This window comes from Streptomyces sp. NPDC048331, from assembly GCF_043201215.1.
Taxonomy (GTDB): domain Bacteria; phylum Actinomycetota; class Actinomycetes; order Streptomycetales; family Streptomycetaceae; genus Streptomyces.
In genome coordinates this window covers 1-25,597 of the sequence record NZ_JBICYT010000068.1, presented here as the reverse complement: position 1 = coordinate 25,597, position 25,597 = coordinate 1, and the positions used below count along the sequence as shown (strand labels likewise).

25 protein-coding genes, 1 tRNA gene and 1 other RNA gene are annotated in these 25,597 nt (G+C 72.1%); 10 read left to right on the top strand and 17 right to left on the bottom strand.

Annotated features, from left to right (window positions below):
• Both ACGFYY_RS40815 and ACGFYY_RS40810 read left to right on the top strand, forming a co-directional pair.
• Positions 1–309: phosphoenolpyruvate carboxylase (locus ACGFYY_RS40815; RefSeq protein ID WP_393717492.1), on the top strand; the 309-nt coding region annotated here is incomplete at its 5' end.
• A 93-nt stretch (positions 310–402) separates the two neighbouring features.
• The gene (locus ACGFYY_RS40810; RefSeq protein WP_384843996.1) at positions 403–1,002 is read left to right on the top strand and encodes a Uma2 family endonuclease; all 600 of its coding nucleotides are present in this window, start codon (positions 403–405) and stop codon (positions 1,000–1,002) included.
• An 8-nt stretch (positions 1,003–1,010) separates the two neighbouring features.
• Here ACGFYY_RS40810 and pth read toward each other — a convergent pair whose 3' ends face one another.
• From pth to ACGFYY_RS40780, 6 genes are all read right to left on the bottom strand, one after another.
• On the bottom strand, positions 1,011–1,601 hold the full coding sequence (gene pth, locus ACGFYY_RS40805) for an aminoacyl-tRNA hydrolase (protein WP_393717489.1): 591 nt from the start codon (positions 1,599–1,601) through the stop codon (positions 1,011–1,013).
• A 98-nt stretch (positions 1,602–1,699) separates the two neighbouring features.
• Positions 1,700–2,284, bottom strand: a complete 585-nt coding sequence (locus ACGFYY_RS40800; protein WP_393717487.1) for a 50S ribosomal protein L25/general stress protein Ctc — start codon at positions 2,282–2,284, stop codon at positions 1,700–1,702.
• A gap of 191 nt (positions 2,285–2,475) precedes the next feature.
• Positions 2,476–3,453 carry a ribose-phosphate diphosphokinase gene (locus tag ACGFYY_RS40795; protein WP_030008898.1) on the bottom strand — a complete coding sequence of 326 codons (978 nt, stop codon included), beginning with the start codon at positions 3,451–3,453 and terminating at the stop codon, positions 2,476–2,478.
• A gap of 133 nt (positions 3,454–3,586) precedes the next feature.
• A complete protein-coding gene (gene glmU, locus ACGFYY_RS40790; protein WP_393717485.1) occupies positions 3,587–5,032 on the bottom strand; it encodes a bifunctional UDP-N-acetylglucosamine diphosphorylase/glucosamine-1-phosphate N-acetyltransferase GlmU in 1,446 nt (481 codons plus the stop codon).
• 120 nt (positions 5,033–5,152) lie between these two features.
• A tRNA-Gln gene (locus ACGFYY_RS40785) sits at positions 5,153–5,223 on the bottom strand.
• A gap of 11 nt (positions 5,224–5,234) precedes the next feature.
• The gene (locus ACGFYY_RS40780) at positions 5,235–6,140 is read right to left on the bottom strand and encodes a hypothetical protein (protein WP_393717483.1); all 906 of its coding nucleotides are present in this window, start codon (positions 6,138–6,140) and stop codon (positions 5,235–5,237) included.
• A 131-nt stretch (positions 6,141–6,271) separates the two neighbouring features.
• Here ACGFYY_RS40780 and ACGFYY_RS40775 point away from each other — a divergent pair, with 131 nt between their 5' ends.
• Entirely contained in the window at positions 6,272–7,534 is a 1,263-nt protein-coding gene (locus tag ACGFYY_RS40775; protein ID WP_393717481.1) for a sensor histidine kinase, read from the top strand.
• 594 nt (positions 7,535–8,128) lie between these two features.
• Here ACGFYY_RS40775 and rnpB read toward each other — a convergent pair.
• Positions 8,129–8,530, bottom strand: an RNA gene (rnpB, locus tag ACGFYY_RS40770) — RNase P RNA component class A.
• Between the two features lie 87 nt (positions 8,531–8,617).
• Between rnpB and ACGFYY_RS40765 the strand changes: the two genes are divergently transcribed.
• Both ACGFYY_RS40765 and ACGFYY_RS40760 read left to right on the top strand, forming a co-directional pair.
• Positions 8,618–9,355, top strand: coding sequence for a MerR family transcriptional regulator (locus tag ACGFYY_RS40765; RefSeq protein ID WP_393717479.1), 738 nt, complete (start codon positions 8,618–8,620; stop codon positions 9,353–9,355).
• Positions 9,352–10,182, top strand: coding sequence for a hypothetical protein (locus ACGFYY_RS40760; protein ID WP_393717477.1), 831 nt, complete (start codon positions 9,352–9,354; stop codon positions 10,180–10,182). The genes ACGFYY_RS40765 and ACGFYY_RS40760 overlap by 4 nt, the downstream gene beginning before the upstream one ends.
• Here ACGFYY_RS40760 and ACGFYY_RS40755 read toward each other — a convergent pair.
• Entirely contained in the window at positions 10,179–11,621 is a 1,443-nt protein-coding gene (locus ACGFYY_RS40755) for an RNB domain-containing ribonuclease (protein WP_393717475.1), read from the bottom strand. The genes ACGFYY_RS40760 and ACGFYY_RS40755 overlap by 4 nt on opposite strands.
• Positions 11,622–11,733: 112 nt before the next feature.
• Between ACGFYY_RS40755 and yaaA the strand changes: the two genes are divergently transcribed.
• The gene (yaaA, locus tag ACGFYY_RS40750; RefSeq protein WP_393717473.1) at positions 11,734–12,537 is read left to right on the top strand and encodes a peroxide stress protein YaaA; all 804 of its coding nucleotides are present in this window, start codon (positions 11,734–11,736) and stop codon (positions 12,535–12,537) included.
• 82 nt (positions 12,538–12,619) lie between these two features.
• Here the strand turns inward: yaaA and ACGFYY_RS40745 are convergent, their stop codons facing one another.
• Both ACGFYY_RS40745 and ACGFYY_RS40740 read right to left on the bottom strand, forming a co-directional pair.
• Complete coding sequence (locus tag ACGFYY_RS40745; protein ID WP_365275439.1) at positions 12,620–13,369, bottom strand: bifunctional DNA primase/polymerase; 750 nt, start codon at positions 13,367–13,369, stop codon at positions 12,620–12,622.
• Between the two features lie 170 nt (positions 13,370–13,539).
• Positions 13,540–14,151, bottom strand: a complete 612-nt coding sequence (locus ACGFYY_RS40740) for a TetR/AcrR family transcriptional regulator (protein WP_393717470.1) — start codon at positions 14,149–14,151, stop codon at positions 13,540–13,542.
• Between the two features lie 81 nt (positions 14,152–14,232).
• Here ACGFYY_RS40740 and ddaH point away from each other — a divergent pair, with 81 nt between their 5' ends.
• A complete protein-coding gene (ddaH, locus tag ACGFYY_RS40735; protein ID WP_393717468.1) occupies positions 14,233–15,105 on the top strand; it encodes a dimethylargininase in 873 nt (290 codons plus the stop codon).
• Between the two features lie 48 nt (positions 15,106–15,153).
• Here the strand turns inward: ddaH and ACGFYY_RS40730 are convergent, their stop codons facing one another.
• Together ACGFYY_RS40730 and ACGFYY_RS40725 are read right to left on the bottom strand one after the other, a co-directional pair.
• Positions 15,154–16,158, bottom strand: coding sequence for a small ribosomal subunit Rsm22 family protein (locus tag ACGFYY_RS40730; protein ID WP_393717466.1), 1,005 nt, complete (start codon positions 16,156–16,158; stop codon positions 15,154–15,156).
• A gap of 44 nt (positions 16,159–16,202) precedes the next feature.
• Positions 16,203–17,501 carry a Bcr/CflA family multidrug efflux MFS transporter gene (locus ACGFYY_RS40725; protein WP_393717464.1) on the bottom strand — a complete coding sequence of 433 codons (1,299 nt, stop codon included), beginning with the start codon at positions 17,499–17,501 and terminating at the stop codon, positions 16,203–16,205.
• Positions 17,502–17,609: 108 nt separating this feature from the next.
• Between ACGFYY_RS40725 and ACGFYY_RS40720 the strand changes: the two genes are divergently transcribed.
• From ACGFYY_RS40720 to ACGFYY_RS40710, 3 genes are all read left to right on the top strand, one after another.
• Entirely contained in the window at positions 17,610–18,371 is a 762-nt protein-coding gene (locus ACGFYY_RS40720) for an SDR family oxidoreductase (RefSeq protein WP_365275424.1), read from the top strand.
• A gap of 97 nt (positions 18,372–18,468) precedes the next feature.
• Positions 18,469–19,332, top strand: coding sequence for a PhzF family phenazine biosynthesis protein (locus ACGFYY_RS40715; protein WP_393717462.1), 864 nt, complete (start codon positions 18,469–18,471; stop codon positions 19,330–19,332).
• Positions 19,329–19,919, top strand: coding sequence for a GNAT family N-acetyltransferase (locus tag ACGFYY_RS40710; protein WP_393717460.1), 591 nt, complete (start codon positions 19,329–19,331; stop codon positions 19,917–19,919). Before ACGFYY_RS40715 ends, ACGFYY_RS40710 begins: the two co-directional genes overlap by 4 nt.
• 57 nt (positions 19,920–19,976) lie before the next feature.
• Here ACGFYY_RS40710 and efeU read toward each other — a convergent pair whose 3' ends face one another.
• The 5 genes from efeU to ACGFYY_RS40685 all read right to left on the bottom strand — a co-directional run bounded on the left by efeU (position 19,977) and on the right by ACGFYY_RS40685 (position 25,454).
• Positions 19,977–20,843, bottom strand: coding sequence for an iron uptake transporter permease EfeU (gene efeU / locus ACGFYY_RS40705; RefSeq protein ID WP_365275415.1), 867 nt, complete (start codon positions 20,841–20,843; stop codon positions 19,977–19,979).
• A gap of 25 nt (positions 20,844–20,868) precedes the next feature.
• Positions 20,869–22,173 carry an iron uptake transporter deferrochelatase/peroxidase subunit gene (gene efeB / locus ACGFYY_RS40700; protein ID WP_393717457.1) on the bottom strand — a complete coding sequence of 435 codons (1,305 nt, stop codon included), beginning with the start codon at positions 22,171–22,173 and terminating at the stop codon, positions 20,869–20,871.
• Positions 22,174–22,205: 32 nt separating this feature from the next.
• Entirely contained in the window at positions 22,206–23,357 is a 1,152-nt protein-coding gene (efeO, locus tag ACGFYY_RS40695) for an iron uptake system protein EfeO (protein ID WP_393717455.1), read from the bottom strand.
• Between the two features lie 190 nt (positions 23,358–23,547).
• On the bottom strand, positions 23,548–24,375 hold the full coding sequence (locus ACGFYY_RS40690) for a heme ABC transporter ATP-binding protein (protein ID WP_393717496.1): 828 nt from the start codon (positions 24,373–24,375) through the stop codon (positions 23,548–23,550).
• 68 nt (positions 24,376–24,443) lie between these two features.
• A complete protein-coding gene (locus tag ACGFYY_RS40685; protein ID WP_393717494.1) occupies positions 24,444–25,454 on the bottom strand; it encodes a FecCD family ABC transporter permease in 1,011 nt (336 codons plus the stop codon).
• Positions 25,455–25,597 lie beyond the last annotated feature (143 nt).

The following is a 25,597-nucleotide window of genomic DNA, read 5'->3' as shown; positions in this document are numbered from 1 at the left end:
TACGTCGACACCCTCGTCCCCGACCACCTCAAGCACGTCTTCGCACGCATCGAGGCCGAGCACGAACTCACCGTCCGCGAGGTCCTGCGCATCACGGGCGCCGCGGAGCTCCTCGGCTCCAACCCGGTGCTCCAGCAGACCTTCGCCGTGCGCGACGCCTACCTGGACCCGATCTCCTACCTCCAGGTCTCCCTGCTGGCCCGCCAGCGCGCGGCCGCCGCCCGCGGTGAGGAAGCCGACCCGCTGCTCGCCCGCGCCCTGCTCCTCACGGTCAACGGCGTCGCCGCGGGCCTGCGCAACACCGGCTGACGCGGAGCCCCGGTATCCGTGTCCGTCACCCTTTGTGATGACGGACACGGATACCGAGCGCTACCGTGGACGTCCAGGATCACCATCCCGTCCATGGGAGCAACCATGACTGCCGAGCCCGTACACGACTGGTCGAGGCCGCCGTTGGACGGGTACACGGTGGACGATCTGCTGACGCTGCCGGACCTCCCGCGACACACCGAGCTGATCGACGGGAGCCTGGTCTTCGTGAGTCCGCAACGCTTCATCCACTCTGATCTGATCGACTTCCTCGTCACCCGGCTGCGACTGACCGCCCCCCGGCACACAAGGGTCGCGCGAGAGATGACTGTGGTGATCGACAAGCGCAACGGGCCCGAACCGGACATCTCGGTCGTGCGGCGCGAAGCCTGCACCAGCCCCCTGCAGACCCACTTCTATGCCGCCGACGTCCTGCTCGCAGTCGAGGTGGTCTCGCCCGAGTCCGAAGCCCGGGACACCAAAGCGAAGCTGCACAAGTATGCCGCTGCCGGTATCCCGAACTACTGGATCGTCAAGATCGAGGGCGACGAAGCCATCGAACCGGTCGTGTACCTCTACGAGCTGGACCCCCACACACGTGCCTACGTCTGCCAGGGGATCCACACCAAGCCGTTCAGTGTCGACCGGCCCTTCGCCGCCGAAATCGACTTCGACGGGCTCGACGAGATGTAGCGAGCGAGTCAGGAGTTGTACGCCGACTGGGCGCGCTCCAGGCCCTCCTGGACCAGGCACTCCACGGAGTCCGCGGCCCGGTCCACGAACCAGTCCAGCTCCTTGCGCTCCGTCGAGGAGAAGTCCTTCAGCACGAAGTCCGCGACCTGCATCCGGCCCGGCGGACGTCCGATGCCGCAGCGCACCCGGTGGTAGTCGGGGCCCATCGACTTGGTCATCGACTTCAGGCCGTTGTGCCCGTTGTCCCCGCCGCCCAGCTTCAGGCGCAGCGTCGGGTAGTCGATGTCCAGCTCGTCGTGGACCGCGACGATCCGCGCCGTCGGCACCTTGTAGAAGTCGCGCAGTGCCGTCACCGGTCCGCCGGACAGGTTCATGTACGTCATCGGCTTGGCCAGCACCACCCGGCGGTTGGCCGGTCCCGGCGGGCCCATCCGACCCTCGACGACCTGGGCACGGGCCTTGTGCGCCTTGAACTTCCCGCCGATCCGCTCCGCCAACAGGTCGGCCACCATGAAACCGATGTTGTGGCGGTTTCCCGCGTACTCCGGTCCAGGGTTCCCCAGACCCACGATCAGCCACGGCGCCGCGTCGTCCGACATCAAAAGCTCCTCGGTTCCTCTACGAAGACGACCGCCGTCCCGCTCCAGTGGAGCCGGACGGCGGTCGGTCAGCAACTGCTGAGGGGGTGGGGTGAGGCTCAGGCCTCTTCGCCCTCGGCGGCCTCGGCGGCCGGCTCCTCGGCCTGCGGGGCCACGACCTGCAGGACGGCGACGTCGCCGTCGACGGCCAGGGTGGTGCCCTTCGGGAGGACCAGGTCCGACGCGTGGATGGTGGCGCCGGCCTCGAGACCCGCGATGGAGACGGTGACCTCGGTCGGGATGTGCGTGGCCTCGGCCTCGACGGAGATGGTGTTCTGGAGGGTCTCCAGCATGTTGCCGCCGGCGGCCAGCTCGCCCTCGGTGACGATCGCGACGTCGACGGTGACCTTCTCGCCCTTCTTGACGATCAGGAAGTCGACGTGGGAGACCGAGCGCTTCAGCGGGTGCTTCTGCACGGCCTTCGGGATGACCAGCTCGGTGCCGGCGTCGCCGAGGTCCAGGGAGATCAGGACGTTCGGGGTACGCAGCGCCAGCTGAAGGGCGTGGGCGTCGACGTTGACGTGCTTCGGGTCCGTGCCGTGGCCGTAGATGACGGCGGGGGTCAGGGCGTCGCGACGGGCCTGACGGGCAGAGCCCTTGCCGAAGGTGTCACGGATCTTGGCGGAAAGCTTGACCTCGGACATGCTCACTCCTCGTGGGGTGACGGAAATGGACGGAAGTCACCCGGCCGGAACGGCCTGCTACGAAGAGCGCGTCGATAACGGAGCATCCGTACCGTAAACAGGTACGGCCTCCCTCGCCGAGCAACTCATGGAGTGTACCCGGCGGGGGAGGCCGCACCAAAAGGATCTACCGCGGAGCGGTCACCTCAGGCTTACTGCTGCTCCTCGAAGAGGCTGGTGACCGAGCCGTCCTCGAAGACCTCGCGCACGGCGCGCGCGATCATCGGGGCGATCGACAGCACCGTGATCTTGTCGAGCTCCAGGTCGGACGGGTCCGGCAGGGTGTTCGTGAAGACGAACTCGCTGACCTTGGAGTTCTTCAGACGGTCGGCCGCCGGGCCGGACAGGATGCCGTGCGTGGCCGTCACGATGACGTCCTCCGCGCCGTGCGCGAACAGCGCGTCGGCCGCGGCGCAGATGGTGCCACCGGTGTCGATCATGTCGTCGACCAGGACGCAGACGCGGCCCTTGACCTCACCGACGACCTCGTGGACGGTCACCTGGTTGGCGACGTCCTTGTCGCGGCGCTTGTGCACGATCGCCAGCGGCGCGTCCAGACGGTCGCACCAGCGGTCGGCCACGCGCACACGGCCGGCGTCCGGGGACACGATCGTGAGCTTCGTACGGTCCACCTTGGCGCCGACGTAGTCCGCGAGGACGTTCAGGGCCGAGAGGTGGTCCACCGGGCCGTCGAAGAAGCCCTGGATCTGGTCCGTGTGCAGGTCGACCGTGAGGATGCGGTCCGCACCCGCGGTCTTCAGCAGGTCGGCGACCAGGCGGGCCGAGATCGGCTCGCGGCCCTTGTGCTTCTTGTCCTGGCGGGCGTACCCGTAGGACGGGACGATCACGGTGATGGAGCGTGCCGACGCGCGCTTCAGCGCGTCGATCATGATCAGCTGCTCCATGATCCACTTGTTGATCGGAGCCGTGTGGCTCTGGATCAGGAAGCAGTCCGCGCCACGTGCCGACTCCTGGAAGCGGACGTAGATCTCACCGTTCGCGAAGTCGAAAGCCTTGGTCGGCACGAGGGCGACGCCCAGCTGGTGCGCAACCTCCTCGGCCAGCTCGGGGTGGGCGCGGCCGGAGAAGAGCATCAGCTTCTTCTCGCCGGTCGTCTTGATCCCGGTCACAGCACAGTCTCCTCAGACGTGTTGAAGCTGCTCGCCCCCATGTGCGTCCGTCCCGCACACGGTGAGCCAGCCGAATTGCGTGCACCTATCACGGTACGCCGTCGCGGGCGTACGTGTTTCCGGTCAGTTCACCTCAGGGGCGCTCGGCGTCCTCCGGGGCCGCCGACTGCGCCGCCGTGGCGGCGGCGCTGCCCGGACGCTTGCGGGCCACCCAGCCCTCGATATTCCGCTGCTGGCCACGGGCCACGGCGAGGGCGCCGGGCGGCACATCCTTGGTGATCACCGAGCCGGCGGCCGTGTACGCGCCGTCCCCGATGGTGACGGGAGCCACAAACATGTTGTCCGAGCCCGTCTTGCAATGTGAGCCGACGGTGGTGTGGTGCTTGTGCTCACCGTCGTAGTTCACGAAGACGCTCGCGGCGCCGATGTTGGTGTACTCGCCGATCGTCGCGTCGCCCACGTACGACAGGTGCGGGACCTTGGTGCCCTCGCCGATCGTCGCGTTCTTCATCTCGACGTACGTACCGGCCTTGGCCTTGGCGCCGAGGTCGGTGCCGGGGCGCAGGTAGGCGAAGGGGCCCACGCTCGCCTGCGGGCCCACGACCGCGCTCTCGGCGACGGTGTTGTCCACCCGGGCGCCCGCGCCCACGTGGGTGTCCCTGAGCCGGGAGTTGGGGCCGACCTCGGCGCCCTCGGCGATGTGCGTGGTGCCCAGCAGCTGGGTGCCGGGGTGCACGATCGCGTCCTGTCCGAAGGTGACGGTCACGTCGACGAAGGTGCCGGCCGGGTCGACGATCGTGACGCCCGCGAGCATGGCCTGCTCCAGCAGGCGCGCGTTCAGCAGCGCGCGGGCCTCGGCGAGCTGGACGCGGTTGTTGATCCCGAGGATCTGCCGGTGGTCGCTGCCGACCGCCGCGCCGACGCGGTGCCCGGCCTCGCGCAGGATGCCGAGGACGTCGGTGAGGTACTCCTCGCCCTGGCTGTTGTCGGTACGGACCTTGCCGAGCGCGTCGGCGAGCAGGGCGCCGTCGAAGGCGAAGACGCCCGAGTTGATCTCGCGGATCGCGCGCTGGGCGTCGGAGGCGTCCTTGTGCTCGACGATGGCCGTCACGGCGCCGCCGGCGTCGCGGACGATGCGCCCGTAGCCGGTGGAGTCGGGGACCTCGGCGGTCAGCACGGTGACGGCGTTGCCGTCGGCCTCGTGCGTCCGCGCGAGCCGGGCCAGGGTCTCCCCGGTCAGCAGCGGGGTGTCGCCGCAGACGACGATCACGGTGCCGGTGATCCCGCCGCCGAGCTCTTCGAGGGCCATGCGGACGGCGTGCCCGGTGCCGTTCTGCTCGTACTGGACCGCGGTGCGCACATCGGCGTCGATGCCGGCCAGGTGCGCGGTGACCTGCTCCCGGGCGTGCCCGACGACCACGACGAGGTGCTCGGGGTCCAGCTCACGGGAGGCGGCGACGACGTGACCGACGAGCGAGCGCCCGCAGATCTCGTGGAGAACCTTGGGAGTCGCCGACTTCATGCGGGTGCCTTCACCCGCTGCGAGTACGACGACGGCTGCCGGGCGGTTGGCGCTCACGGGTGTGCCCTTCGGCTTCGGGGGTGGACCCGTGAAGGATACCGGGGTGCCGAGGTCCCGAAACGAGGCCGGGTCCTGACCTTTACGGTCAGGACCCGGATCGAGCGGCTTGCCTTTGGGCTCCCGGAGAAGGATTCGAACCCTCATTCAATGGACCAAAACCATTTGTCCTGCCCTTAGACGATCCGGGATCGTTCGCCCTCTATGTCCGATTTCGTTGATCGAGATGGGACGCAGCCCCTACTATGCCGTACCACCAGCCTTCGACGCGACGGTACAGATCGGCGCTTTGCAGAACGCGAATGGCGAGGCAGCCGTGATAGGCCTCGCCGACGTTCATCCGTGTCGTCCGGAGGTTGTGTCGCTTGACGGTCGTCCTGAGGAATTGCGAGGGGGCCGCGCCGACGAGGTGGGCCCAGAACCTCTCCGCACCTGCGATGTCGGCGGTCTCGTGGATCATCACGCTGTAGCGCAGGCGCTCTTCCTCGACGCCGAGCAGGCGCAGCCACGCGAGGTAGAGGTAGATCATGTCCGGATCGCTGTTGACGAAGGTCACCCGCTCGCGCCGGGCGTAGGTCTTGTCCTTGCTGCCCTCGGCCCAGTAGAGGCCGACCCCGACGAGGAACAGCTCCCTTTCCGACATCCGGCCGACGTCGCGACTCGCGGTCCTCTTCGTCTCCCGCCTTTCCGCTTCGCGCACCCGGAGGGTCCGGTCCCATCCTCGCCTGGCGATCGCCGATGACTCCTCTTTGGTGCGCCTGCGTTCCGGCTTGGGGAGGTCGCGGACCCAGAGGGAGATCGAGCTCTTCGAGCAGCCGAGTTCCAGTTGGATCGCGTCGTAGGTGAGGCCCTGGAGGCGGAGATCTCGGGCGCGCTCGCGGAGGTCGTCCTTCGCGTTGGGGCGTTTCGTCCACTCCGGTGGTGGCTCGCCCTCCAGGAGGCGGTTGAGGAGGTCGTTGTTGTGGACGGCCAGGCGGTCGCGGATGCCGCGGCGGCTGAGGCCTTCCCGGCGGAGGGCGAGGGCCTGCTCGCGCAGGGCTTCGAAGGTGGTGGCGCCGGTGCGGAGGCCGCCGGTGCCGTCGCCGGGGCGGCGTCGGATTTCGGTCATGTCGCCAATGTCGTTCGGAATGCAGGGTTCAGGTCTCGAAGGTCGGACACTTCCGTCGTACGTGCGATTACTTACGGTTCTCGGGATTTTCGTTCGACCGTGTGCAGGGGGCGCTGCGTACGCTGGACGGCATGACCAAAACGGGGGAAGTGGAAGGCCGGGCCGGCCCGCCTTTGTGGTGGGCGCGGCGGCGGGACGCCGTGTGGGACGTGGTGCTCGGCGGGGTGTCCGCCGTGGAATGTGCGTGGGAGGGCGTGCCCTTCGCCGCCGAGGCGGGGCTGCCGACCACGGTCGGCGTGCTGTTCGGGTTCGTGGTGGGGGCCACGCTCGTCCTGCGCCGCCGGTGGCCGATCGCCGTGGTGCTCGTCGGGATCGCCGTGTCACCGGCCGCGATGGGGTTCCTGCTCGCGGTGGTCGGGATGTACACGCTGGCCTCCTCCGAGGTGCCCCGGCGGATCACGGCCACGCTGGCCTCGATGTCGCTGGCCGCGACCTTCGTCGTGATGTACATGCGCACCCGCGGGGACGTGGAGGCCGACCCGACGCTGGTGGTCGTGCTGTCCGTGTTCGTCGCGGTGGCGCTGACCGTGCCGCCGGTGCTGTTCGGGCTCTACATCGGGGCCCGGCGGCGACTGATGGAGAGCCTGCAGGAACGGGCGGACTCGCTGGAGCGGGAGCTGTCGCTGCTGGCGGACCGTGCGGAGGAGCGGGCCGAGTGGGCCCGTACGGAGGAGCGCACCCGGATCGCGCGGGAGATGCACGACGTGGTCGCCCACCGGGTGTCGCTGATGGTGGTGCACGCGGCCGCGCTGGAGGCGGTGGCCGTCAAGGACCCGGCGCGGGCCGCCAAGAACGCGGCCCTGGTGGGGGACATGGGACGGCAGGCGCTGACGGAGCTGCGGGAGATGCTCGGCGTGCTGCGGGCGGTGCCCAAACCGGCCGTGCCGGAACCGGTGCCCGCCCTGGCCGTCGCGGCGGTGGCGTGGGCGGCGGGCGGGGAGGAGGGGCCCACGCTGGACGAGCTGGAGGCGCTGGTGGGCCAGTCGCGGGCGGCCGGGATGACTGTGGAGGTGCTGGTGCACGGGGAGGGGGCGGCGTACGCGGCGGAGGTCGAGCAGACGGCGTACCGCGTGGTGCAGGAAGCTCTCACCAACTGCCACAAGCACGTCCCGGGCGCGCGGGTCGTGGTGCGGCTCGCGCACCGGTCGGGGGAGGTCGCGATGCAGGTGGAGAACGGGCCGTGCGACGGGAAGGCGGCCGAGCCGGGGCTTCCCAGCGGGGGGAACGGGCTGGTCGGGATGCGGGAGCGGGTGCTCGGGCTGGGCGGGGTGTTCGTGTCCGGTCCGACGGACGCGGGCGGCTTCAAGGTCTCGGCGGTCCTGCCGACGGCCTAGCCGTTCCGCTCCCGCGGGGGTGGCGGTCCGCTCCTGCGGGGCGGCGCCGGTCTGTGGGTCGAGGGCCGGGCTCGGTCCGGGCGGGTTCGCTGGGCGGCGTCGGGTGGCGGGTCGGGGTCCGCTCCCGGTGCGGGCGGGTGCGCGGGGCCGGGCAGGGGTGTCTCCTCGGCTCGGCGCGTGCTGCATGTCTCGGCGGTGCGCGGTAGTGGCGCCTCGTCCTGCGGGGACACCCCTGCCCGTCCCCGCTCCCCACGCGTCGGGGCGGCTTCGGGGCCGCTGTCGAAGTCCTGCCGTGGGGCGGGGACACGGTGGAGTGTCCCCGCAGGACGAGCGCGCACCACCGACCCACCGCCGAGACATGCAGTACCGCGCGAGCCGAGGAGACACTCCACCGGGGCACCGACCCACACCACCAGCCCCGCCGGCGCTTGAGGCGCGGGGCCCGGGGCAGCGCCCCGGAACCACCGACCGGCCGGAGCCGAACCGCAGCGCCCCGGAACCACCGCCCGGCCGGAGCCGAACCGCAGCGCCCCGGAACCACCGACCGGCCGGAGCCACCGGAGCGGCGCCGCACCCGAACGGAAGTGGAAGCGGCAGACGAGCCGGCCTGTACGCCGGGTTCTGTCGCCCGGTGACCTCGCGGTCGCCGGGGAGACGGCCATCCATCTAGGACCGGTGTTGCCACCGGCCTCGTGCGGTCTACCCGCGAACTCGGGCGGGCAGCCCTCGATCGTTCGCGCAGACCCGTCCGGGGACGGATCCTCTTGACCTTGCTCCGGGTGGGGTTTACCTAGCCGCCTGAGTCACCTCAGGCGCTGGTGGTCTCTTACACCACCGTTTCACCCTTACCGAGGGCCGAAGCCCCTGGCGGTCTGTTTTCTGTGGCACTGTCCCGCGGGTCACCCCGGGTGGCCGTTAGCCACCACCCTGCCCTGTGGAGCCCGGACGTTCCTCGGCGGGATCCTGAGACCCCGACGCGGCCGCCCGGCCGACTCGTCTGCCGTGGCGACCATGTTACCCGGGGCGACGGCCGCGCCCGACCTCGCTTGACCTTGACGCAGCGGCAGGGTTTCTACTGGGGGCATGCGGATCGGCGAGATCGCCGCGGTCGTCGGGGTCACCACCCGGGCGATCCGGCACTACCACCATGTCGGGCTCCTCCCGGAACCGGAGCGGCGCCCCAACGGCTACCGGGCCTACAGCCTCCGGGACGCCGTCCTGCTGGCCCGCGTACGCCGGCTCACCGAGGTGGGGCTCAGCCTCGACGAGGTGCGGGACGTCCTCGCGGACGACGCCGGCCGCGAACTGGCCGACGTCCTCACGGAACTCGACGCCGACCTCGCCCGGCAGGAGGCCGAGATCCAGGAGCGGCGGCGCCGACTCGCCGTGCTGCTCGCCGCCGGGCCGGGGGACGCCGAGCCGCTCTCGCCGGGGCTCGCCGCGCTGTTGGCGAAGGCGCCGCCGACCGACTCGCCGGCCGCCGCCAAGGACCGCGAACACCTGACCCTCCTCGACGCGGCGGGCGTGGGCGGCCAGGAGGTCTACGCCGCGCTCGGACCGCTGGCCGCCGACCCCGCCGTCCTCGCGCTGTACGTCCGCCTCGACGAGCTCGCCGAGGCGGATGTGGACGACCCGCGGATCGCGCCCCTGGCGGCGGAGCTGGTGGCGGCCGTCCCCGACGAGGTGTTCGCCGCGATCCCCGCCGGCGACGGGGTGGTGGTGAGCGGGTTCAAGGAGGCGCTGCTCGCCGAGTACGCGCCCGCGCAGGCCGAAGTCGTCCGCCTCGTCATGGAGGCGTTCATCGAGAGGGGGCGGGGATGACCCGCATACGGGCGGCGCGCATCGCCGTCACCGCCGTCGTCCCGGCGGAGCTGGTGCTCGTGGTGTGCCTGGCGGCCGGGGTGCGCCTGCCGGGATGGGCGCTCGCCGCCACCGAGACGCTCCTGGTCGGCGTGCTGCTGGAGGCCTGGGTGCTCCACGGCCTCTACGCGGCAGAGCGGGCCCGCGGCGCGGACCGGCCGGCCGCCCGCCGCGCGGCGGTCCGGGCCGTGGTCCCCGTGCGGGTGCGACGGCTGGTGCTGCACGAGCTGCGCGCCACCGCCTCCCTCGGCCGGTGGGTCGTGCGCGGGAAGCACGGGGTGCGCCCCGGGGACGTCGCCGCCCCGTACACCGGACCGCAGACGGCCATGATGTACGGGATGCTCTTCGTGTCGGTGATCGAGACCGTCGCCCTGGCCCTGCTCATCCCCTGGCCCACGGTGCACCGGGTGGTCCTGGTGCTCGACGTGTACGGCATCCTGCTCGTCCTCGCGCTGCACGCCGCGTGCGTGACCCGGCCGCACGTGGTCCGCCCCGACGGGTCCCTCCGGATCCGCTACGGGGCCCTGTTCGACCTGGCCGTCCCGCCGGACGCGGTGGCCTCCGTGCGGGTGGACCGGCGCTACCCCGAAGGCCGGCTGGTCACGGTGTCCGAGGACGGGGTGCTCGACCTCATCGTCGGCAGCCAGACCTCCGTCACCCTGGAGCTGAACCGGCCGATCCGCTTCACCCGGCCGCTCGGCGCCACGGGTGAGGCCCGGACCGTCCGCTTCCACGCCGACGACCCGCGCGCGCTGGTCACCGCCGTGCGCCGGCAGCCCGCCGCCTAGGCCGGCTCGAAGAGGATCTTCGACGTGCCCGGGTCGGCCTCCGTCAGCCGGACCCGGATCCGGTCGCCCAACGGCAGGTCGAGCGTCGTGGACCGGATGCGGCCGACCACCGCCGGGTCCTCCAGATGGACCGTGCCCACCCGTGGCTCCCGGTCCTGGACGTCGATGACCGTGGCTTCGAAGGTCTCCCCGACCCGGTCCTTCAGCACGGCGGCCTCGACCAGGTCCACCGACTCGCGTTCCACCGTGTTCGCCAGCCGGGCGCCCGCCGCCATCTCGTCCGGGAGCGCCGCGAGGGCCGCCGGCACCCACGGCGGCGGTTCCGTCCCGGCCACCGCCGCCAGGCACAACTCCCCGGTGTAGCGGTCGACGAGCCGGCGCAGCGGCGCGGTGCAGTGCGTGTACGGGGCCGCCACCGCGGAATGGATCGCCGGGTCGGGGGTCTCGCCGCCGGTGAAGACCGTGTAGCCGGCGCCGCGCAGCAGGGCCGTGCACTCCTGGAGGAAGGCGGCGTGGGCGGGGCGGTGCGGATCGAGGGAGCGCACCAGTTCGGCGTACGGCACGTGGTGCGGCCAGTCGATCCGCAGGGCCTTGGCCGTCCGCCGGAGCTTGCCGACCGCGCCGTCGGGGGCGCTGGGCAGCGTACGCAGGATGCCCGTGCCCGTGGCCAGCATCAGATCGGCCGCGGCCATGCCGGTCATCAGGGAGATCTGCGCGTTCCAGCCGTCGGCGGGCAGCGGGGCGCGGTAGGCCAGGGTGTACGTGCCGTCCCGCTCGACGACCTCCTGCTCGGGAACGTCGAGGGAGATGCCGCCGCGCGCCTGCTCCAGGGCTTCGCGGAGCCGGCCGACGTCCTTCAGGAGGGCGATCGGCTCCTCCGCCGTACCGGTGTCGATGGCCTTCTGGACGCCGTCGTAGTCGAGCCTGGCCCGGCTGCGGATCAGCGCGCGGCGGACGTCGACGGTCTCGACCCGGCCGTCGGCGTCCAGGTCGAAGCGCCACACCAGGGCCGGGCGGACCTGGTCGGGCAGCAGGCTGGCGGCACCCTCCGAGAGGACGGCCGGGTGCAGCGGGACCTTCCCGTCGGGGAAGTACAAGGTGGTCACGCGGCGGTGGGCCTCGGCGTCGAGCGCTCCGCCGGGGGTGACGAAGGCGGCGACGTCGGCGATGGCGTAGTGGACCCGGTAACCGCCGCCGGGGCGCTTCGCCAGGTGCATGGCCTGGTCGAGGTCGACGGAGGTCGGCGGGTCGATCGTGAAGAAGGGGACGTCCGTACTGTCCGGCTCCGGGAGGCGGGGGTGCGCCGCCGCGTGCTCGGCCTCGGCGAGGACCTCGGCCGGGAACGCCTCGGGCACCTCCAGCTTCGTCCGCAGTTCGCGCAGCGCGGCCCGCAGAGCAGCCCCGTCTGCGCCGGTCATGTGCATCTGACGGCGTGGCATGCGTCGAGCCTAGGGGCGGCGGGTCCGGACGGCGCGGCGAGCGGGGGCGGCGGACGTCTACCCTGGCTCGGGGGCCGCACCCCCTGCGACGTCGTACCGAAGGAGAACCACCGTGCTCGTGCTGCTGCCGCCGTCCGAAGGAAAGGCCGCCGGCGGCTCCGGCGTACCCCTGAGGCCGGAGGCGCTGTCCTTGCCCGGTCTCGCTCCGGCCCGTGCGGCGGTGCTGGAGGAGCTGGTCGAGCTGTGCGCGGCGGACGAGCTGAAGGCGCGCGAGGTGCTGGGCCTGAGCGAGGGGCTGCGCGGCGAGGTCGCCAAGAACGCGGAACTGCGGACGGCGGGGGCCCGTCCGGCGGGCGAGATCTACACGGGCGTGCTCTACGACGCGCTCGGTCTGGCCGACCTGCCCGCGGCGGCGCGGGCATCGGCCGAGGACGCTCTGCTCGTCTTCTCGGGGCTGTGGGGCGCGGTGCGGATCACCGACGCGATCCCCTCGTACCGCTGCTCGATGGGGGTGAAGCTGCCCGGGCTGGGCGCGCTGGGCGCGTACTGGCGGGGGCCGATGGCGGAGGTCATGCCGGAGGTGGCCGGGGACGGGCTGGTGCTGGACCTGCGGTCGGCGGCGTACGGGGCCGCGTGGAAGCCGAAGGGCGAGGTGGCGGGGCGGACCGCGACCGTCCGGGTGCTGCACTCGCAGCTGGTGGACGGGGTGGAGAAGCGGTCGGTGGTCAGCCACTTCAACAAGGCGACGAAGGGCCGGCTGGTACGGGACCTGCTGACGGCGGGGGCCGCGCCGGCTTCGCCCGCCGAGCTGGTCACGGCCCTGCGGGACCTGGGGTACACGGTCGAGGCCGAGGCCCCCGCCAAGCCGGCGAAGGCCTGGTCCCTCGATGTGGTCGTCACGCAGATCCACCACTGACGCGCCGATCTCGGCCCCGCCGGCGTTCGAGGCGGAGCCCGGTTCGGTGGCGGCCGCGTGGGCAAGATCCGGAAGAGACGGCCTAGTGACCCAGGGGCCAGGCGACCGCGGCCGGGGTCAGGTTCGCGGTACCCGCGTAAGCGGCGCAGGCGTCCGTCAGGGTTTCCAGGAGGGTGAGCGGGTCCGGGAGGGGGTGCTCCATGCCGCGGATCCAGGTCACCGCCTGGTCACCGGGCAGGGCCGCCGGCGGGACCAGGACGTAGCTGCCGCGGCAGTGCCAGCGCAGGCCCGGGTGCTCGTCCATCGTCTCGGGGTGGCAGTCCAGTTCGCACGGCCACCACTCGTCCTCGTCCTCGGGGGTGCCGCGGGTGGCGGTGAAGAAGAGCATCCGGGCCTGTTCGCCGGTGCCGCTCGATTCGGCGACGGGGCCGACCTCGATCCCGGCCTCCAGCAGTCGGGCGAGGGCGGCGGTGCCGGCCTCCAGCGGGACGTCGAGCACGTCGTGGACCATGCCGGTCGCGGTGACGAAGTTGGCCTGGGGCTGGTTGCGTACCCAGCGTTCGACCTGGGCGCGGTCGGTGGTCGACTGGGTCTGCCAGGCGAAGGAGACGGGGTGCCGTGCGGGCGTCGGACAGCCGATCCGGTCGCACGAACATCGGTAACCGGCGGGATGGGCGGCGGGGGCGAGCGGCAGGCCCGCGGCGGCGAAGGCCAGGAGGAGCGCCTCGCGCTCCGCTCCGGGGTCTTCGGCGGTGGGTTTCTGCCGCCGGCGCAGCCACTGGGAAATCCTGCTCTGCTCGCCGCGTTTGACGCGGCCGGACTCAGACCCCATCTATCCCCTCACCTCACCGTATCCCCGGCGGACCAACCCATCGTCCCACCATCCTGAGCCCCGGGTGACCGCTCTTGACGACCGGGGGGTTGGAGATACGCGACCGGAAACCCCCTCATAACCATAGAATTCGGCCAAATGCTCTCGGTCGATCTCGGATTCCCTGCCCGCTATCGGGCGGTGACGTTGGCCACCCCGCCCAACACCCGGTCCACGAGCGCGTCGGTGTACGCGTGGGTCAGGGGCGCGGTGCGCAGCAGCCAGCGGTAGGTCAGCGGCCCCACGAGCATCTCCACCATCAGCCGCAGGTCGGTGTCCGGCGCGAGGTGGCCGGCCTCCCGGGCGGTGTGCAGCCGGGCCTCGTACAGGGCGAGCTGAGGCTCCAGCAACTGCTGGGTGAAGCGGGCGCCGAGCTCGGGGTCGGTGGCCCCGGCAGCCGTCAGGGCGCGCGAGGGGGCGTCGTACTTCTCGTCATTGAACTGGTCGACCGTGGTCCGCAGGACGTACTTCAGGTCGGCCGCGAGATCCCCGGTGTCGGGGAAACCGGCCCACTCCGCCTCCGTCTCCGCGTCGCCGAAGAGGGTCAGTGAGGCGTCGAGGAGGACGGCGGCCTTCGAGGGCCACCAGCGGTAGATGGTCTGCTTGCCGACGCCCGCGCGGGCGGCGATGGCCTCGATGGTCAGCTTGTTGTAGCCGACCTCCCCGACGAGGGCGAGCGCGGCGTCGAGGATCGCGCGCCGGGAGCGGTCGCTGCGGCGGGTGGCGTCAGGGGTCTTGGGCATGGCCCGAAATTACCAAAGCGAGACGTCTCGTCTTTTTCCAGGTTTGCGTAAACCACCCAATCAGTTCACTGTGCTGTCCAGGTGAAGGAGGGACGATTCTCTCCAGCACTCGTCCCGAGTCGTGAAAGTCGTGAGGAGCCTTCTTTGCGCAGAGACGCCACACCCCGGCGCTACCTGATGTGCCCACCCGCACACTTCAAGGTCACGTACTCCATCAATCCGTGGATGGATCCCACGAAACCGGTGGACCTGCCCCTCGCACTGGCCCAATGGGAAGACCTGAGGGACCGTTACCGCTCCCTCGGCCACATCGTCGAGACCCTCGAACCCGACCCCGCGCTGCCCGACATGGTCTTCGCGGCGAACGGCGCCCTCGTCGTCGACGGCCGGGTCCTCGGGGCCCGGTTCGCCTACCCCGAACGGACCGCCGAGGCCGAACGGCACCGTGCCTGGTTCCGCGCCGCCGGCTACACCGAGATCCACGAGCCGTCCCACATCAACGAGGGCGAGGGGGACTTCGCCGTCACCGACCACTACATCCTGGCCGGCCAGGGCTTCCGCTCCAGCCCGCTCTCGCACGACGAGGCCCAGGAGTTCTTCGGCCGCCCGGTCATCGGCCTCGACCTGGTGGACCCGCGCTACTACCACCTGGACACGGCGCTCAGCGTCCTCGACGGCGACGAGATCATGTACTACCCGGAGGCCTTCTCGCCCGGCAGCCAGGCAGTGCTCAGGCGGCTCTTCCCGGACGCCCTGATCGCCGACGGCCGCGACGCGGCCGCCCTCGGCCTGAACGCGGTCTCCGACGGCCTGCACGTCCTGCTTCCGCAGGCGGCGACCGGGCTGCTGGAGCCGCTGCGGGACCGGGGGTTCGAGCCGGTCCCGATGGATCTGGGCGAGCTGCTCAAGGGCGGCGGCAGCGTGAAGTGCTGCACCCAGGAGCTGCGCCCGTAGGACCGGCCGGAACCACGGCCACGGTCATGGCTGCGGCTGCGGCTACGGCTACGGCTGCGGTGCCGGGGGCCAGGCCTGGCCCCAGTCGACGTCCCGGGCGGCCTTGTAGAGGTCGCCCTGGCGCTTGGTCACGTTGACCCGGGTCAGGCCACTCCCCTCGGGGCCGCACAGTTCCAGCAGGACGAGCCCCTTCCGGATCTGCGGCTTCCGCGTGATCCGGGAGGCGGCCGGCTCCGTCGGGAAGCGGGTGGCGGCGACGTAGCTGAACTTCTCGTCCTCGTAGGGCAGCGAGCCGCCCTTGACCTGGCGGTGCAGCGAGGACCGGCTCACCCGCGCCGAGAAGTGGCACCAGTCCTGGCCGACCTCGATCGGACAGGTCCCGTCGTGCGGGCACGGGGCGGCGATGTGCAGCCCCGCCTCGATCAGCTGGTCGCGGGCCTCGCGGATGCGCAGGTAGCCCTCCGGCGTGCCCGGCTCGATCAGCACCACCGCCCGGCCGGCCCGCGCCGCCTCGGCGACGACGGCCGTGCGCGCCGGCGCGGTCAGTTCGCCGAGGACGTAGGACACCGTCACCAGGTCCGCCTCGGGCAGGGTCAGCCCGGAGCCGATGACCGCCCGGCGCCAGGCCGCTGCGCGCAGCACCTCCGAGGTGGACGCCGCCGCCAGTTCGCGGCCCAGGGCCAGGGCCGGCTCCGCCCAGTCCAGCACGGTGGTCTCCCGCGGGCCGTCCCAGGTGGCGTCCACCGCCCAGGTCGCGGAACCCGTGCCGCCGCCCACGTCCACATGCGAGGCAGGCGCCCAGTCGGGCGCGGCCTCGGCCAGCCCGTCGAGGGCGCCCCGGACGGCCTCGAAGGTGGCGGGCATCCGGTACGCCGCGTACGCCGCCACGTCGGAGCGGTCGCGCAGTACGGGCGCGTCGGTCGGGGTCTGCCCCCGGTAGCTGGCGATGAGCCGCTCGACGGCGGCCGTGGCCTGCTTCGGCGGGAGCCCGTCGAGCAGTCCGCCGAGGGTGCGGCGGAGGGTTTCGGCGGAGGTGGGGGCGGAGGCGTTCACCTGCGAAGTTTATGCCGCCGGTCGCCGGTCTCCGCCCCCGTGCCTCATACGTCGGCGGGGGCCGTCCGCCAGGGGCGGCACAGGCCGAAGAAGGCACTCAGGGCGAGCAGGGCGCACGCCAGCTGGACCAGCGCCATCGGGACGGCCGTGTCCTCACCGGCGATACCCACCAGGGGGGAGGCGATCGCGCCCACCAGGAAGGAGGTGGTGCCGAGCAGCGCGGAGGCCGATCCGGCCGCGTGCGGGGTCCGCATCAGGGCCTGCGCGTTGGTGTTCGGCAGGACCACGCCCATCGCCGACATCAGCACGAACAGGGCGGCGGCGATCGGGGTCAGCCCGACCTCCCCGAAGACGCCGGTCGACATCAGCAGCAGGGACAGCGCGGCGGCGGTGACGACCGTGAGCCCCACGGCCAGCACCTTGTCCAGGCTGACCCGGCCCACCAGCAGCTTGCCGTTGATCTGGCCGACGAGGATCAGGCCGACGGAGTTGAGTCCGAAGAGCAGGGAGAAGGCCTGGGGCGAGGCCCCGTAGATCTCCTGGATCACGAAGGGCGAGGCGGATATGTAGGAGAACAGCGCGGCGAAGGCGAAGCCGCCGGTCAGGGTGTAGCCGGCGAAGACGCGGTCGCCGAGCAGCCCGCGCATGGTCCGCAGCGCCGAGCCGACGCCGCCGGTGTGCCGCCGTTCGGGCGGCAGGGTCTCGCCGAGGGCCCGCCAGACCAGAAGGGTGAGCGCCGCACCGACGACGGTGAGGACGACGAAGACCCCGCGCCAGTCGGCGAAGCGCAGCACCTGGCCGCCGATGAGCGGGGCGACGATCGGTGCGGCCCCGGAGATGAGCATCAGGGTGGAGAAGAAACGCGCCATCTCGTCGCCGTCGTACAGGTCGCGCACGACGGCCCGTGCGATGACGATCGCGGCGGCGCCGGCGAGGCCCTGGAGCAGCCGGAAGGCGATGAGCAGCTCGGCGGTCGGGGCGAGCGCGCAGATCGCGGTGGCCAGGACGTAGACGACCATGCCGATGAGCAAGGGCCGGCGGCGGCCCCACTTGTCGCTCATCGGGCCGATGACCAGTTGGCCCATGGCCATGCCGGCGAGGCAGGCGGTGAGGGTGAGCTGGATGGTGGCGGCGGGGCTGTGCAGGGCGTCGGTGACCTGCGGCAGGGCCGGCAGGTACATGTCCATGGACAGCGGGGGGAGGGCGGTCAGCCCGCCGAGTATGAAGGTGACCAGCAGGCTCGTGCGGCGTGCGGTCTTCAGGGGTGTCGAGGCGGTGGGGACAGGGGGCGACGCGGGCGACGAGTCGTGCGAGGCGGCGGTCGCGGGGCCTCTCTCCGACATGCGGAACTCCAGTCTTCTCATCTGATCGGTGCACCCCTGACCGACCCATGTTCTCAGCAATCGGAACGTCCGGGGAACGGGGCGCCGTGTGACGTAGCCTGCGGCCCCATGGACGAACGTACGAAGAAGATCGCCGTGGTGACGGGCGCCGGCTCCGGGATCGGCCGCTCCGTGGCGCTGACCCTGGCCGCCGCGGGCTGGGCCGTGGCCGTGGCCGGTCGCCGCACCGAACCGCTGGAGGAGACCGCCGCGGCCGCCGGGGACGGCGCCGACGTGCTGTGCGTACGGGCGGACGTGAGCGACCCGGACGACGTCGCCGCGCTGTTCGAGTCCGTGCGGGCCCGGTACGGGCGCCTCGACCTGCTCTTCAACAACGCCGGCACCTTCGGGCCGGGCGGGGTCCCGCTGGAGGACCTCACCTACGAGGCCTGGCGCTCGGTCGTCGACGTCAACCTCACCGGGTCCTTCCTGTGCGCGCAGGCCGCCTTCCGGCAGATGAGGCGACAGGACCCACAGGGCGGCCGCATCATCAACAACGGCTCCATCTCGGCGCACGTGCCGCGCCCCCACTCCATCGCCTACACCGCGACCAAGCACGCGATGACCGGCCTGACCAAGTCCCTGTCGCTGGACGGGCGGCCGTACCGGATCGCCTGCGGCCAGATCGACATCGGCAACGCGGCGACCGATATGACCGAGCGGATGCAGAACGGCATCCTCCAGGCCAACGGGCAGATGGCCGTCGAGCCGGTGATGGACGCCGACGACGTGGCCCGCACCGTCCTGCACATGGCGGAGCTCCCGCTGGAGGCGAACGTGCAGTTCGCGACGGTGATGGCGACCTCGATGCCGTACATCGGCCGCGGCTGAGCAGCCGCGGACACAGGCCGAGCGGCGCCGGGCACGCGGCGGATCCGCGGCGGGATGGGCATTGCCAGGCCGCGGGGGCGCGGTTGATCATGGTCGGATGACCGATACCGAGGTACTGCGCTACACCGCCTTCTCCCACGACCCGGAGGGCGGCAACCCGGCCGGGGTCGTGCTCGACGCCGCCGGACTGGACGGGCGCGCCATGCTGGAGATCGCGGCCGAGCTGGGCTACAGCGAGTCGGCGTTCCTGACCGCCCCGCCCGAGGGGCTCGGCGGCGCGGAGGGCCGGTCCTTCACCGTGCGCTACTTCAGCCCGAAGGTGGAGGTCCCCTTCTGCGGTCACGCGACCGTGGCCACGGCCGTGGCGCTGGGGGAGCGGCTCGGGCCGGGGGAGTTCCTCTTCGCCACCCGGGCGGGGACCGTGCCGGTGTCCGTCACCTCCGAGGGCGGGCGGCTGCGGGCCACGCTCACCAGCGTCGAGCCGCACACCGAGGAGATCGGCGCCGCGGACCTCGCGGAAGCACTGGCCGCCCTGGACTGGCCCGAGGCCGACCTGGACCCGGCGATCCCGCCCGCGATCGCCTACGCCGGGGCGCGACACCTGGTGATCGGCGCCGGCACCCGGGCCCGGCTCGCGGACCTGGACTACGACTTCGCCCGCCTGGAGGCGCTGATGCGGCGCCTGGACCTCGTCACGGTCCAGCTCGTGCACCGCGCCGGCCCGACGGAGTTCCACGTACGCGACCCCTTCCCCGTCGGCGGAGTGGTCGAGGACCCCGCCACCGGAGCCGCCGCGGCCGCCTTCGGCGCGTACGCCCGCGAGCGCGGCCTGGTCCCGGCGGACTCCGTGCTCACCCTCCACCAGGGAACGGACATGGGCCGCCCGGGGGTCCTCACGGTGGAACTGCGCGCCGGTGACCCGCGGGTCAGGGTGGGCGGCGAGGGCGTCCGCATCCCGTGAGCGAGCCCATGGGCCCGGGTTCCCCGAGGGTGATCGGATACGCGGAGGCGGACCTGCCCGCAGGGTTGGCGCGCCAGGTCGCGGAGCTGGAGGACGCGGCCTGGCCGGGGGCCGAGCCCGGGCACGACCCGGCCCTGGCCCCACGGGCCCTGCTCCTGTCGGCCGCCGACGGCACCGTGGCCGCCTCGCTGACCCTGCTGTTCAAGGAGATCCGGCTCGCGGGGCGGACCTACCGCGCGGCCGGGCTGAGCGCGGTCGTCACGCGGACCGGGCTGCGCGGCCGCGGCCTCGGCGGCCGGCTGGTGGCGGCCGCCCGCGCCGAACTGGCGGCGGACCCGGCAGTCGACCTGGCGCTGTTCAGCTGCGACCGGTCCCTGACGGCCTTCTACGAGGCGGCCGGCTTCGCACCGCTGCCCGGCACGGTCCTGGTGGGCGGGACCCCCGAGGATCCCCTGGCCACCGACGACCCGGGCTTCGACAAGGTGGTGCATGCGGCGTTCTTCACCGACGACCCGGGCCGGGACCGCGCCGCCTTCACGGGCGTCCGCGTCCCGCTCCACCCCGGAAACATCGACAGGCTGTGGTGACGGGCCCGAGGGCCCCTCACCACAGCCTGTCGGCGGTGTCGTCCGGGAGACGTCCGCTCAGTTGGCGGGCGTCGAGTCCGGGTCCGAGGCCGAGGCCGCGGGGCGCAGCTTCGGCGCCACGGGGCGGCTCCGGTCGACGAGGAACAGCGTCAGCACGGGGACCAGGTACAGCAGCCACACCGTGAGCTGGAGGACCGTGGGGTCGGGCTGGAAGTTGAAGACACCCTTGAGCAGCGTCCCGTACCAGCTGTCCGGGGGGATCGTCTCGCTGATGTCGAAGGCCTTGTCGCCCAGGCCGCCCAGGAAGCGGGCCTCCTGGAGGTCGTGGACCCCGTACGCCAGCACGCCCGCGGCCACGATCACCAGCATGGCGCCCGTCCACCGGAAGAACTTCGCCAGATTGATCTTCAGGGTGCCCCGGTAGAAGAGGTAGCCCAGCAGGATCGCCGTGGCGATGCCCAGCAGCACACCGATCAGCGGCGCCGAGGAACCCTCGCCGCTGGCCCGTACCGACGCCCACACGAACAGCGCCGTCTCCAGGCCCTCCCGGCCGACGGCCAGGAAAGCGGTGGCGACCAGCGCCCCGGTGCCCATGGCCAGCGCCGTGTCGAGCTTGCCGTGCAGATCGGCCTTCAGATGCCGCGCGGTGCGCTTCATCCAGAAGACCATCCACGTCACCAGACCCACCGAGATGATCGACAGGGTGCCGCCGAGCAGCTCCTGCGCCTCGAAGGTCAGCTCCTGGGTGCCGAATTCGAGCATCGCGCCGAAGGCGAGGGACAGCCCGCAGGCGATCGCGATGCCCAGCCACACCGGACGCAGGGCGTCCCGGCGGTCGGTCTTCACGAGGTAGGCGACGAGGATGCAGACGACCAGGCTGGCCTCCAGCCCCTCGCGCAGGCCGATCAGATAGTTGCCGAACACGGCGGTTGTTCCTCTCCGGCGGGTGTTACGCGAACAGCGTCCGGCCCCACCAGTCGTCCTTGTCACGGACGCCCGGCGGGACGGCGAAGACGGCCGACCCCACGTGCTGGATGTATTCGTTGAGGACGTCGGACCGGGCCAGGTTGCGCTGGATCGGAATGAAGCCCTTGCGTATGTCGCGCTGGTAGGCGAGGAAGAACAGGCCCGCGTCCAGGCGGCCGAGGCCGTCCGTGCCGTCGGTGAAGGAGTAGCCGCGGCGCAGGATCGTCGCCCCGTTGTTCGTGTCCGGGTGCGCGAGGCGCACGTGCGCCTCCGGCTTCATCGCCTTCAGGAACGGCTCGTCACGCTCCCGGGACTTGCCGACCGGGGCACCCTCGCCCTTGTCGCGGCCGAAGATGTCCTCCTGCTCCTGGAGCGGGGTGCGGTCCCAGGTCTCGATGTTCATCCGGATCCGGCGCGCCACCAGGTACGAGCCACCGGTCAGCCAGTCGCTGCCGTCGCCCGAGCCGACCCACACGTGCTTGTCCAGGGCGGCCTTGTCGGTGCCGGAGATGTTCCGGGTGCCGTCCTTGAAGCCCATCATGTTGCGCGGGGTCTGCTCGTCCGGGGTGGTCGAGGAGGTCTTGCCGAAGCCGAGCTGCGACCACCGCATGGCGGTGCGGCCGAACCCGATGCGGGCCAACTGGCGGATCGCGTGCACGGCGACCTGCGGGTCGTCGGCGCAGGCCTGGACGCAGAGGTCACCGCCGGAGCGGGCCGGGTCCAGGTTGTCGCCGGGGAACAGCTCCAGGTCCACCAGCGCCTCGGGACGCCTGCCCTCCAACCCGAACCGGCCCTTGGCGAACAGGCCCGGTCCGAAGCCGATGGTCAGGGTGAGCCGGGAGGCCTTCAGGCCCAGCGCCTCACCGGTGTCGTCCGGCGGCGCCTCCGGGAGGCCGCCGAAGCCGCCCTCGCCGACGGGCAGACCGGCCGTCATCAGCCGGGCCGCCGCCGTCCACTCCTTGAGGAGCTTGATCAGTTCCTCGCGGTCCTTCGTCTTCACGTCGAAGGCCGCGAAGTGCAGGCGGTCCTGCACGGCGGTCGCGATACCGGCCTGGTGCTCGCCGTGGAACGGCACGGACGCCCCGGCGGCCGCCGCCGACATCATGTCCGAGCCGCCGCCGAAGGCCGTCACCGCACCGCCGGCCGCGGCGGCGCCGAGCGCGAACCCGGCCCCGCCCCAGCCCAGCACCGCACGCCGCGAGGGAGCCGCGGCGGAGGTCGCCTGCGCGCCGTCGCCGCCTTGCTGAGACTGCTGCGGCTGCTGATCAGCCGAGTCCGACTCGGTCATCGTCCTCTCCCGCCTGCTTCCGTCTCCGCCGGTTACTTGGTGACCGCTGCGGCGAGCTTGGAGAGCGGCTCGGCGAGCGCGTTCACGCCGTCCGAGAGCTCCTTGCGCTCCGGCTCGCCGACCTTGTCGTACGAGGTGAACTCGTAGGTGGTCTGGTCGGCGCGGTACTTGTCCAGCAGGGTGTTCAGGGCCGCGAACTGGGTGTCGAGCTGCTTGACCAGCTCCGGGTCGTTCTTCGAGGCGATCGGCTTGAGCAGCTCGAACGCCTTCTGCGCGCCCTCGACGTTCGCCTTGAAGTCGACCAGGTCGGTGCGCGAGTAGCGCTCCTCCTCACCGGTGACCTTGCCCGTGGCGACCTCGTCGAGGAGCTCCTTGGCGCCGTTGGCGATCGAGGTCGGGGTGATCTCGGCCTGACCGACCTTCTTCTGCCATTCGGTGAGGTCGGTGATCAGGAGGTCGGCGAGCTCCTTCTCCCGGTCGCCGATCTTGTTGTCGGCCCACAGGGCCTTCTCCAGGCGGTGCCAGCCGGTCCAGTCCTTCTCCAGGTCCTGACCGGCCTCCAGGCCGTCCTCGCGGACGTCGACCTTGGGGTCGATGTCGCCGAAGGACTCGGCGACCGGCTCGGTGCGCTCCCAGCCGATGCGCGAGCCCGCGTAGAGCTTCTTCGCGCCCTCGACATCGCCGGCCTTGACGGCGGCCGCGAACGCCTGCGCCTTGGGGAGGGTCTCCTCGGCCTGCTGCACCACGTACGCGCGGTAGGCGGCGACCGCGGCGTCCATCTCGGGGGAGCGCTTCTCCTCGCTACCCTTACCGGTCGCCTTGACGTCCTTGGCGATGCCGTCGCCCTTCATGCCGGGCTTGCAGACGATCTTGTAGTCGCCCGCCTTGATCTCGGCGGTGATGGAGGCCTTGGTGCCGGGGCCGATGTTCTCGCGCTCGGTCACGATGCGGGCGTCCGGGAAGAGGACGTAGACCTCGGTGACCTTGGAGCCCTTGTTCTCGACGTCGATCTGCACCTTGCCGGCCGGGAACTCCGTCTTCGACACGTCGCAGGCGCTGTCGGACGCCGCCACCTTGATCGCGTCGCTGCCGCCCGCCTCGCTCTTCTCGGAGCAGCCGGTGACGGCGGTCAGTGCGGCCGCCACGGAGGCCGCGGCGATGACAGTGAGGCGAGCGGGGCGCATATGGGGGCTCCTGGCGTCGGACGTGAGGGGCCGCCCCGAAGAGGGAGAGGCCGATGAGGCGGACCTAACTTAACCGAGGCTTACCTCACCCATACCCCCTCGTACCGTGATTCAGCTCACGGCTTTCGGCCACGGACACGGCCCTGTCACGGACCCTCCACGACAGCCCCATGGCACGGTCAAGCGGGGGTCAAGCCCGGACGGGGACGACCAGTGGAGCCCCGGTGCGCGGGTGCGGGAGCACTTCCACCGGCTGCCGGTAGACCCGGCTCAGCAGCTCGCCCTCGAACACCTCGGCCGGCGGGCCGTCCGCGGCGATCCGCCCGTCGTGCAGGACGGCGGCCCGGTCCGCGTAGGCGGCGGCGAGCCCCAGGTCGTGCAGGACGACGACGACCGCGTCCCCGGCCGCGGCCCGTTCCCGGCAGATGCGCAGCACGAGCTCCTGGTGGCGCAGGTCGAGGGCGGCGGTCGGTTCGTCGAGCAGCAGCAGCGGGGCCCGCTGGGCCAGTACGCGAGCCAGCGCGACCCGGGCCCGCTCGCCGCCGGAGAGGGCGGAGAAGGGGCGCGCGGCGAAGTCGGTGACCTCGGTGGCGGCCATGGCGACGGCGACCGCCTCCTCGTCGACCTCGGCGAGGGGGGTGCCGGCCCAGGGCGCACGGCCCATCCGTACGACGTCCTCCACCGGAAAGGGGAAGGACAGTGCGGCCGACTGGGGGAGTACGGAGCGGCGCAGCGCGAGATCCGGGGCGCTCCAGTCGCCGACCGGGCGGCCGTCGATCCGGATCACCCCGGAGGCGGCGGGCAGGTCGGCGGCGAGCGCGCCCAGCAGCGTGGACTTGCCCGCGCCGTTCGGGCCGACCAGTGCCAGCACCTCGCCGGCCCGGGCGGTCAGGTCGATCCCGGCGAGGACCTCGCGCTGCCCGAGCCGTAGACGCAGGTCCACGACCTCGGCGACGGCGTCGCCCGGGGCGGGGCGGTCGGGGACGGTCCGGCGCGTGCGGGCGAGCAGCCCGGTCAGCTTGCGGGGTGTCCTGCCGGTCGGGCTGGCGGTCGTCCTGGCGGTCGGGCTGTTCGTCGGCTTGCTGGTCACGCCCAGCCTCCTTGCTTACGGCGGGTGCGGCGCAGCAGCCAGAAGAAGAAGGGGCTGCCGAGCAGGGCGGTCAGTACACCGAGCGGCAGCTCGGCGGGCTGGGCGAGGGTCCGGGCGGCCAGGTCGCCCGCGACCAGGACGACGGCGCCGGCGAGGGCGCTGCCGGGGACCAGGAAGCGGTGACCGGGGCCGTTGGCCATGCGCAGCAGGTGCGGGACGAGCAGGCCGATGAAGGTGATGACGCCGGCCACGGCGACGGCGGCGGCGGTGAGCAGCGCGACGACCAGGATGAGGGAGAGGCGTAGCCGTTCGACGTCGATGCCGAGGTGGCGGGCGGGCCGCTCGCCGAGGGAGAGGAGGTCGAGCCGGCGGGCGTAGAAGGGGGCGACGAGCAGACCGGCGACGGCGCAGGGCAGGACGGCGAGGACCTTCGGCCAGGTGGCCTGGGCGAGGGAACCGAGCTGCCAGAAGGTGATCTGGTTGACCTGGCCGCTGTCCGCGAAGAAGACGAACAGGCCGATGAGGGCGCCGGCGAAGGCGTTGACGGCGATGCCGGTGAGGATGAGGGTGACGACCTCCGTCCGCCCGCCGTTGCGGGAGAGGAGGTAGACCGAGCTGACGGTGATCAGGCCCGCCACGAACGCGCAGACGGTGATGGTCCAGTTGCCGAAGAAGCTGAGGCCGAGGCCGATGGCGGCGACCGCGCCGACGGCGGCGCCGGCCGAGATGCCGATGACGCCGGGCTCGGCGAGGGGGTTGCCGAAGACGCCCTGCATGAGCGCGCCCGCGCAGCCGAGGCTCGCGCCCACGAGCAGGGCGAGCACGACCCGGGGGAGGCGGACGTTCCACAGGACGCTCTCGCCGACCCGGTCGAGGGGGGCGCCGCCGAGGCCCAGGTGGTGTCGGACGGAGGAGAGGACGTCGGTGAGGGGGATGTCGTAGGCGCCGACTCCTGCGGAGAGCAGGGCGAGGAGGGCGAGGACGGCGACCAGGGCGGTGGTGAGCAGGGCGGGGCGGCGGGATCGCTTGCGCGACGTGTGAGGGGCCGGGGCGGTCGGGGCGGGGGGGGGGGGGGGGGGGGGGGGGGGGGGGGGGGGGGGGGGGGGGGGGGGGGGGGGGGGGGGGGGGGGGGGGGGGGGGGGGGGGGGGG

Bases quoted from the DNA above. Each gene is read 5' to 3' on its own strand.
- efeB (WP_393717457.1), bottom strand. From the start codon at position 22,173: ATGACCGAGTCGGACTCGGCTGATCAGCAGCCGCAGCAGTCTCAGCAA.
- ACGFYY_RS40740 (WP_393717470.1), bottom strand. From the start codon at position 14,151: ATGCCCAAGACCCCTGACGCCACCCGCCGCAGCGACCGCTCCCGGCGC.
- ACGFYY_RS40800 (WP_393717487.1), bottom strand. From the start codon at position 2,284: ATGTCCGAGGTCAAGCTTTCCGCCAAGATCCGTGACACCTTCGGCAAG.
- efeO (WP_393717455.1), bottom strand. From the start codon at position 23,357: ATGCGCCCCGCTCGCCTCACTGTCATCGCCGCGGCCTCCGTGGCGGCC.
- ACGFYY_RS40810 (WP_384843996.1), top strand. From the start codon at position 403: ATGGGAGCAACCATGACTGCCGAGCCCGTACACGACTGGTCGAGGCCG.
- ACGFYY_RS40775 (WP_393717481.1), top strand. From the start codon at position 6,272: ATGACCAAAACGGGGGAAGTGGAAGGCCGGGCCGGCCCGCCTTTGTGG.
- ACGFYY_RS40760 (WP_393717477.1), top strand. From the start codon at position 9,352: ATGACCCGCATACGGGCGGCGCGCATCGCCGTCACCGCCGTCGTCCCG.
- ACGFYY_RS40725 (WP_393717464.1), bottom strand. From the start codon at position 17,501: ATGTCGGAGAGAGGCCCCGCGACCGCCGCCTCGCACGACTCGTCGCCC.
- ACGFYY_RS40755 (WP_393717475.1), bottom strand. From the start codon at position 11,621: ATGCCACGCCGTCAGATGCACATGACCGGCGCAGACGGGGCTGCTCTG.
- ACGFYY_RS40720 (WP_365275424.1), top strand. From the start codon at position 17,610: ATGGACGAACGTACGAAGAAGATCGCCGTGGTGACGGGCGCCGGCTCC.
- ACGFYY_RS40780 (WP_393717483.1), bottom strand. From the start codon at position 6,140: ATGACCGAAATCCGACGCCGCCCCGGCGACGGCACCGGCGGCCTCCGC.
- ACGFYY_RS40745 (WP_365275439.1), bottom strand. From the start codon at position 13,369: ATGGGGTCTGAGTCCGGCCGCGTCAAACGCGGCGAGCAGAGCAGGATT.
- ACGFYY_RS40765 (WP_393717479.1), top strand. From the start codon at position 8,618: ATGCGGATCGGCGAGATCGCCGCGGTCGTCGGGGTCACCACCCGGGCG.
- ACGFYY_RS40715 (WP_393717462.1), top strand. From the start codon at position 18,469: ATGACCGATACCGAGGTACTGCGCTACACCGCCTTCTCCCACGACCCG.
- pth (WP_393717489.1), bottom strand. From the start codon at position 1,601: ATGTCGGACGACGCGGCGCCGTGGCTGATCGTGGGTCTGGGGAACCCT.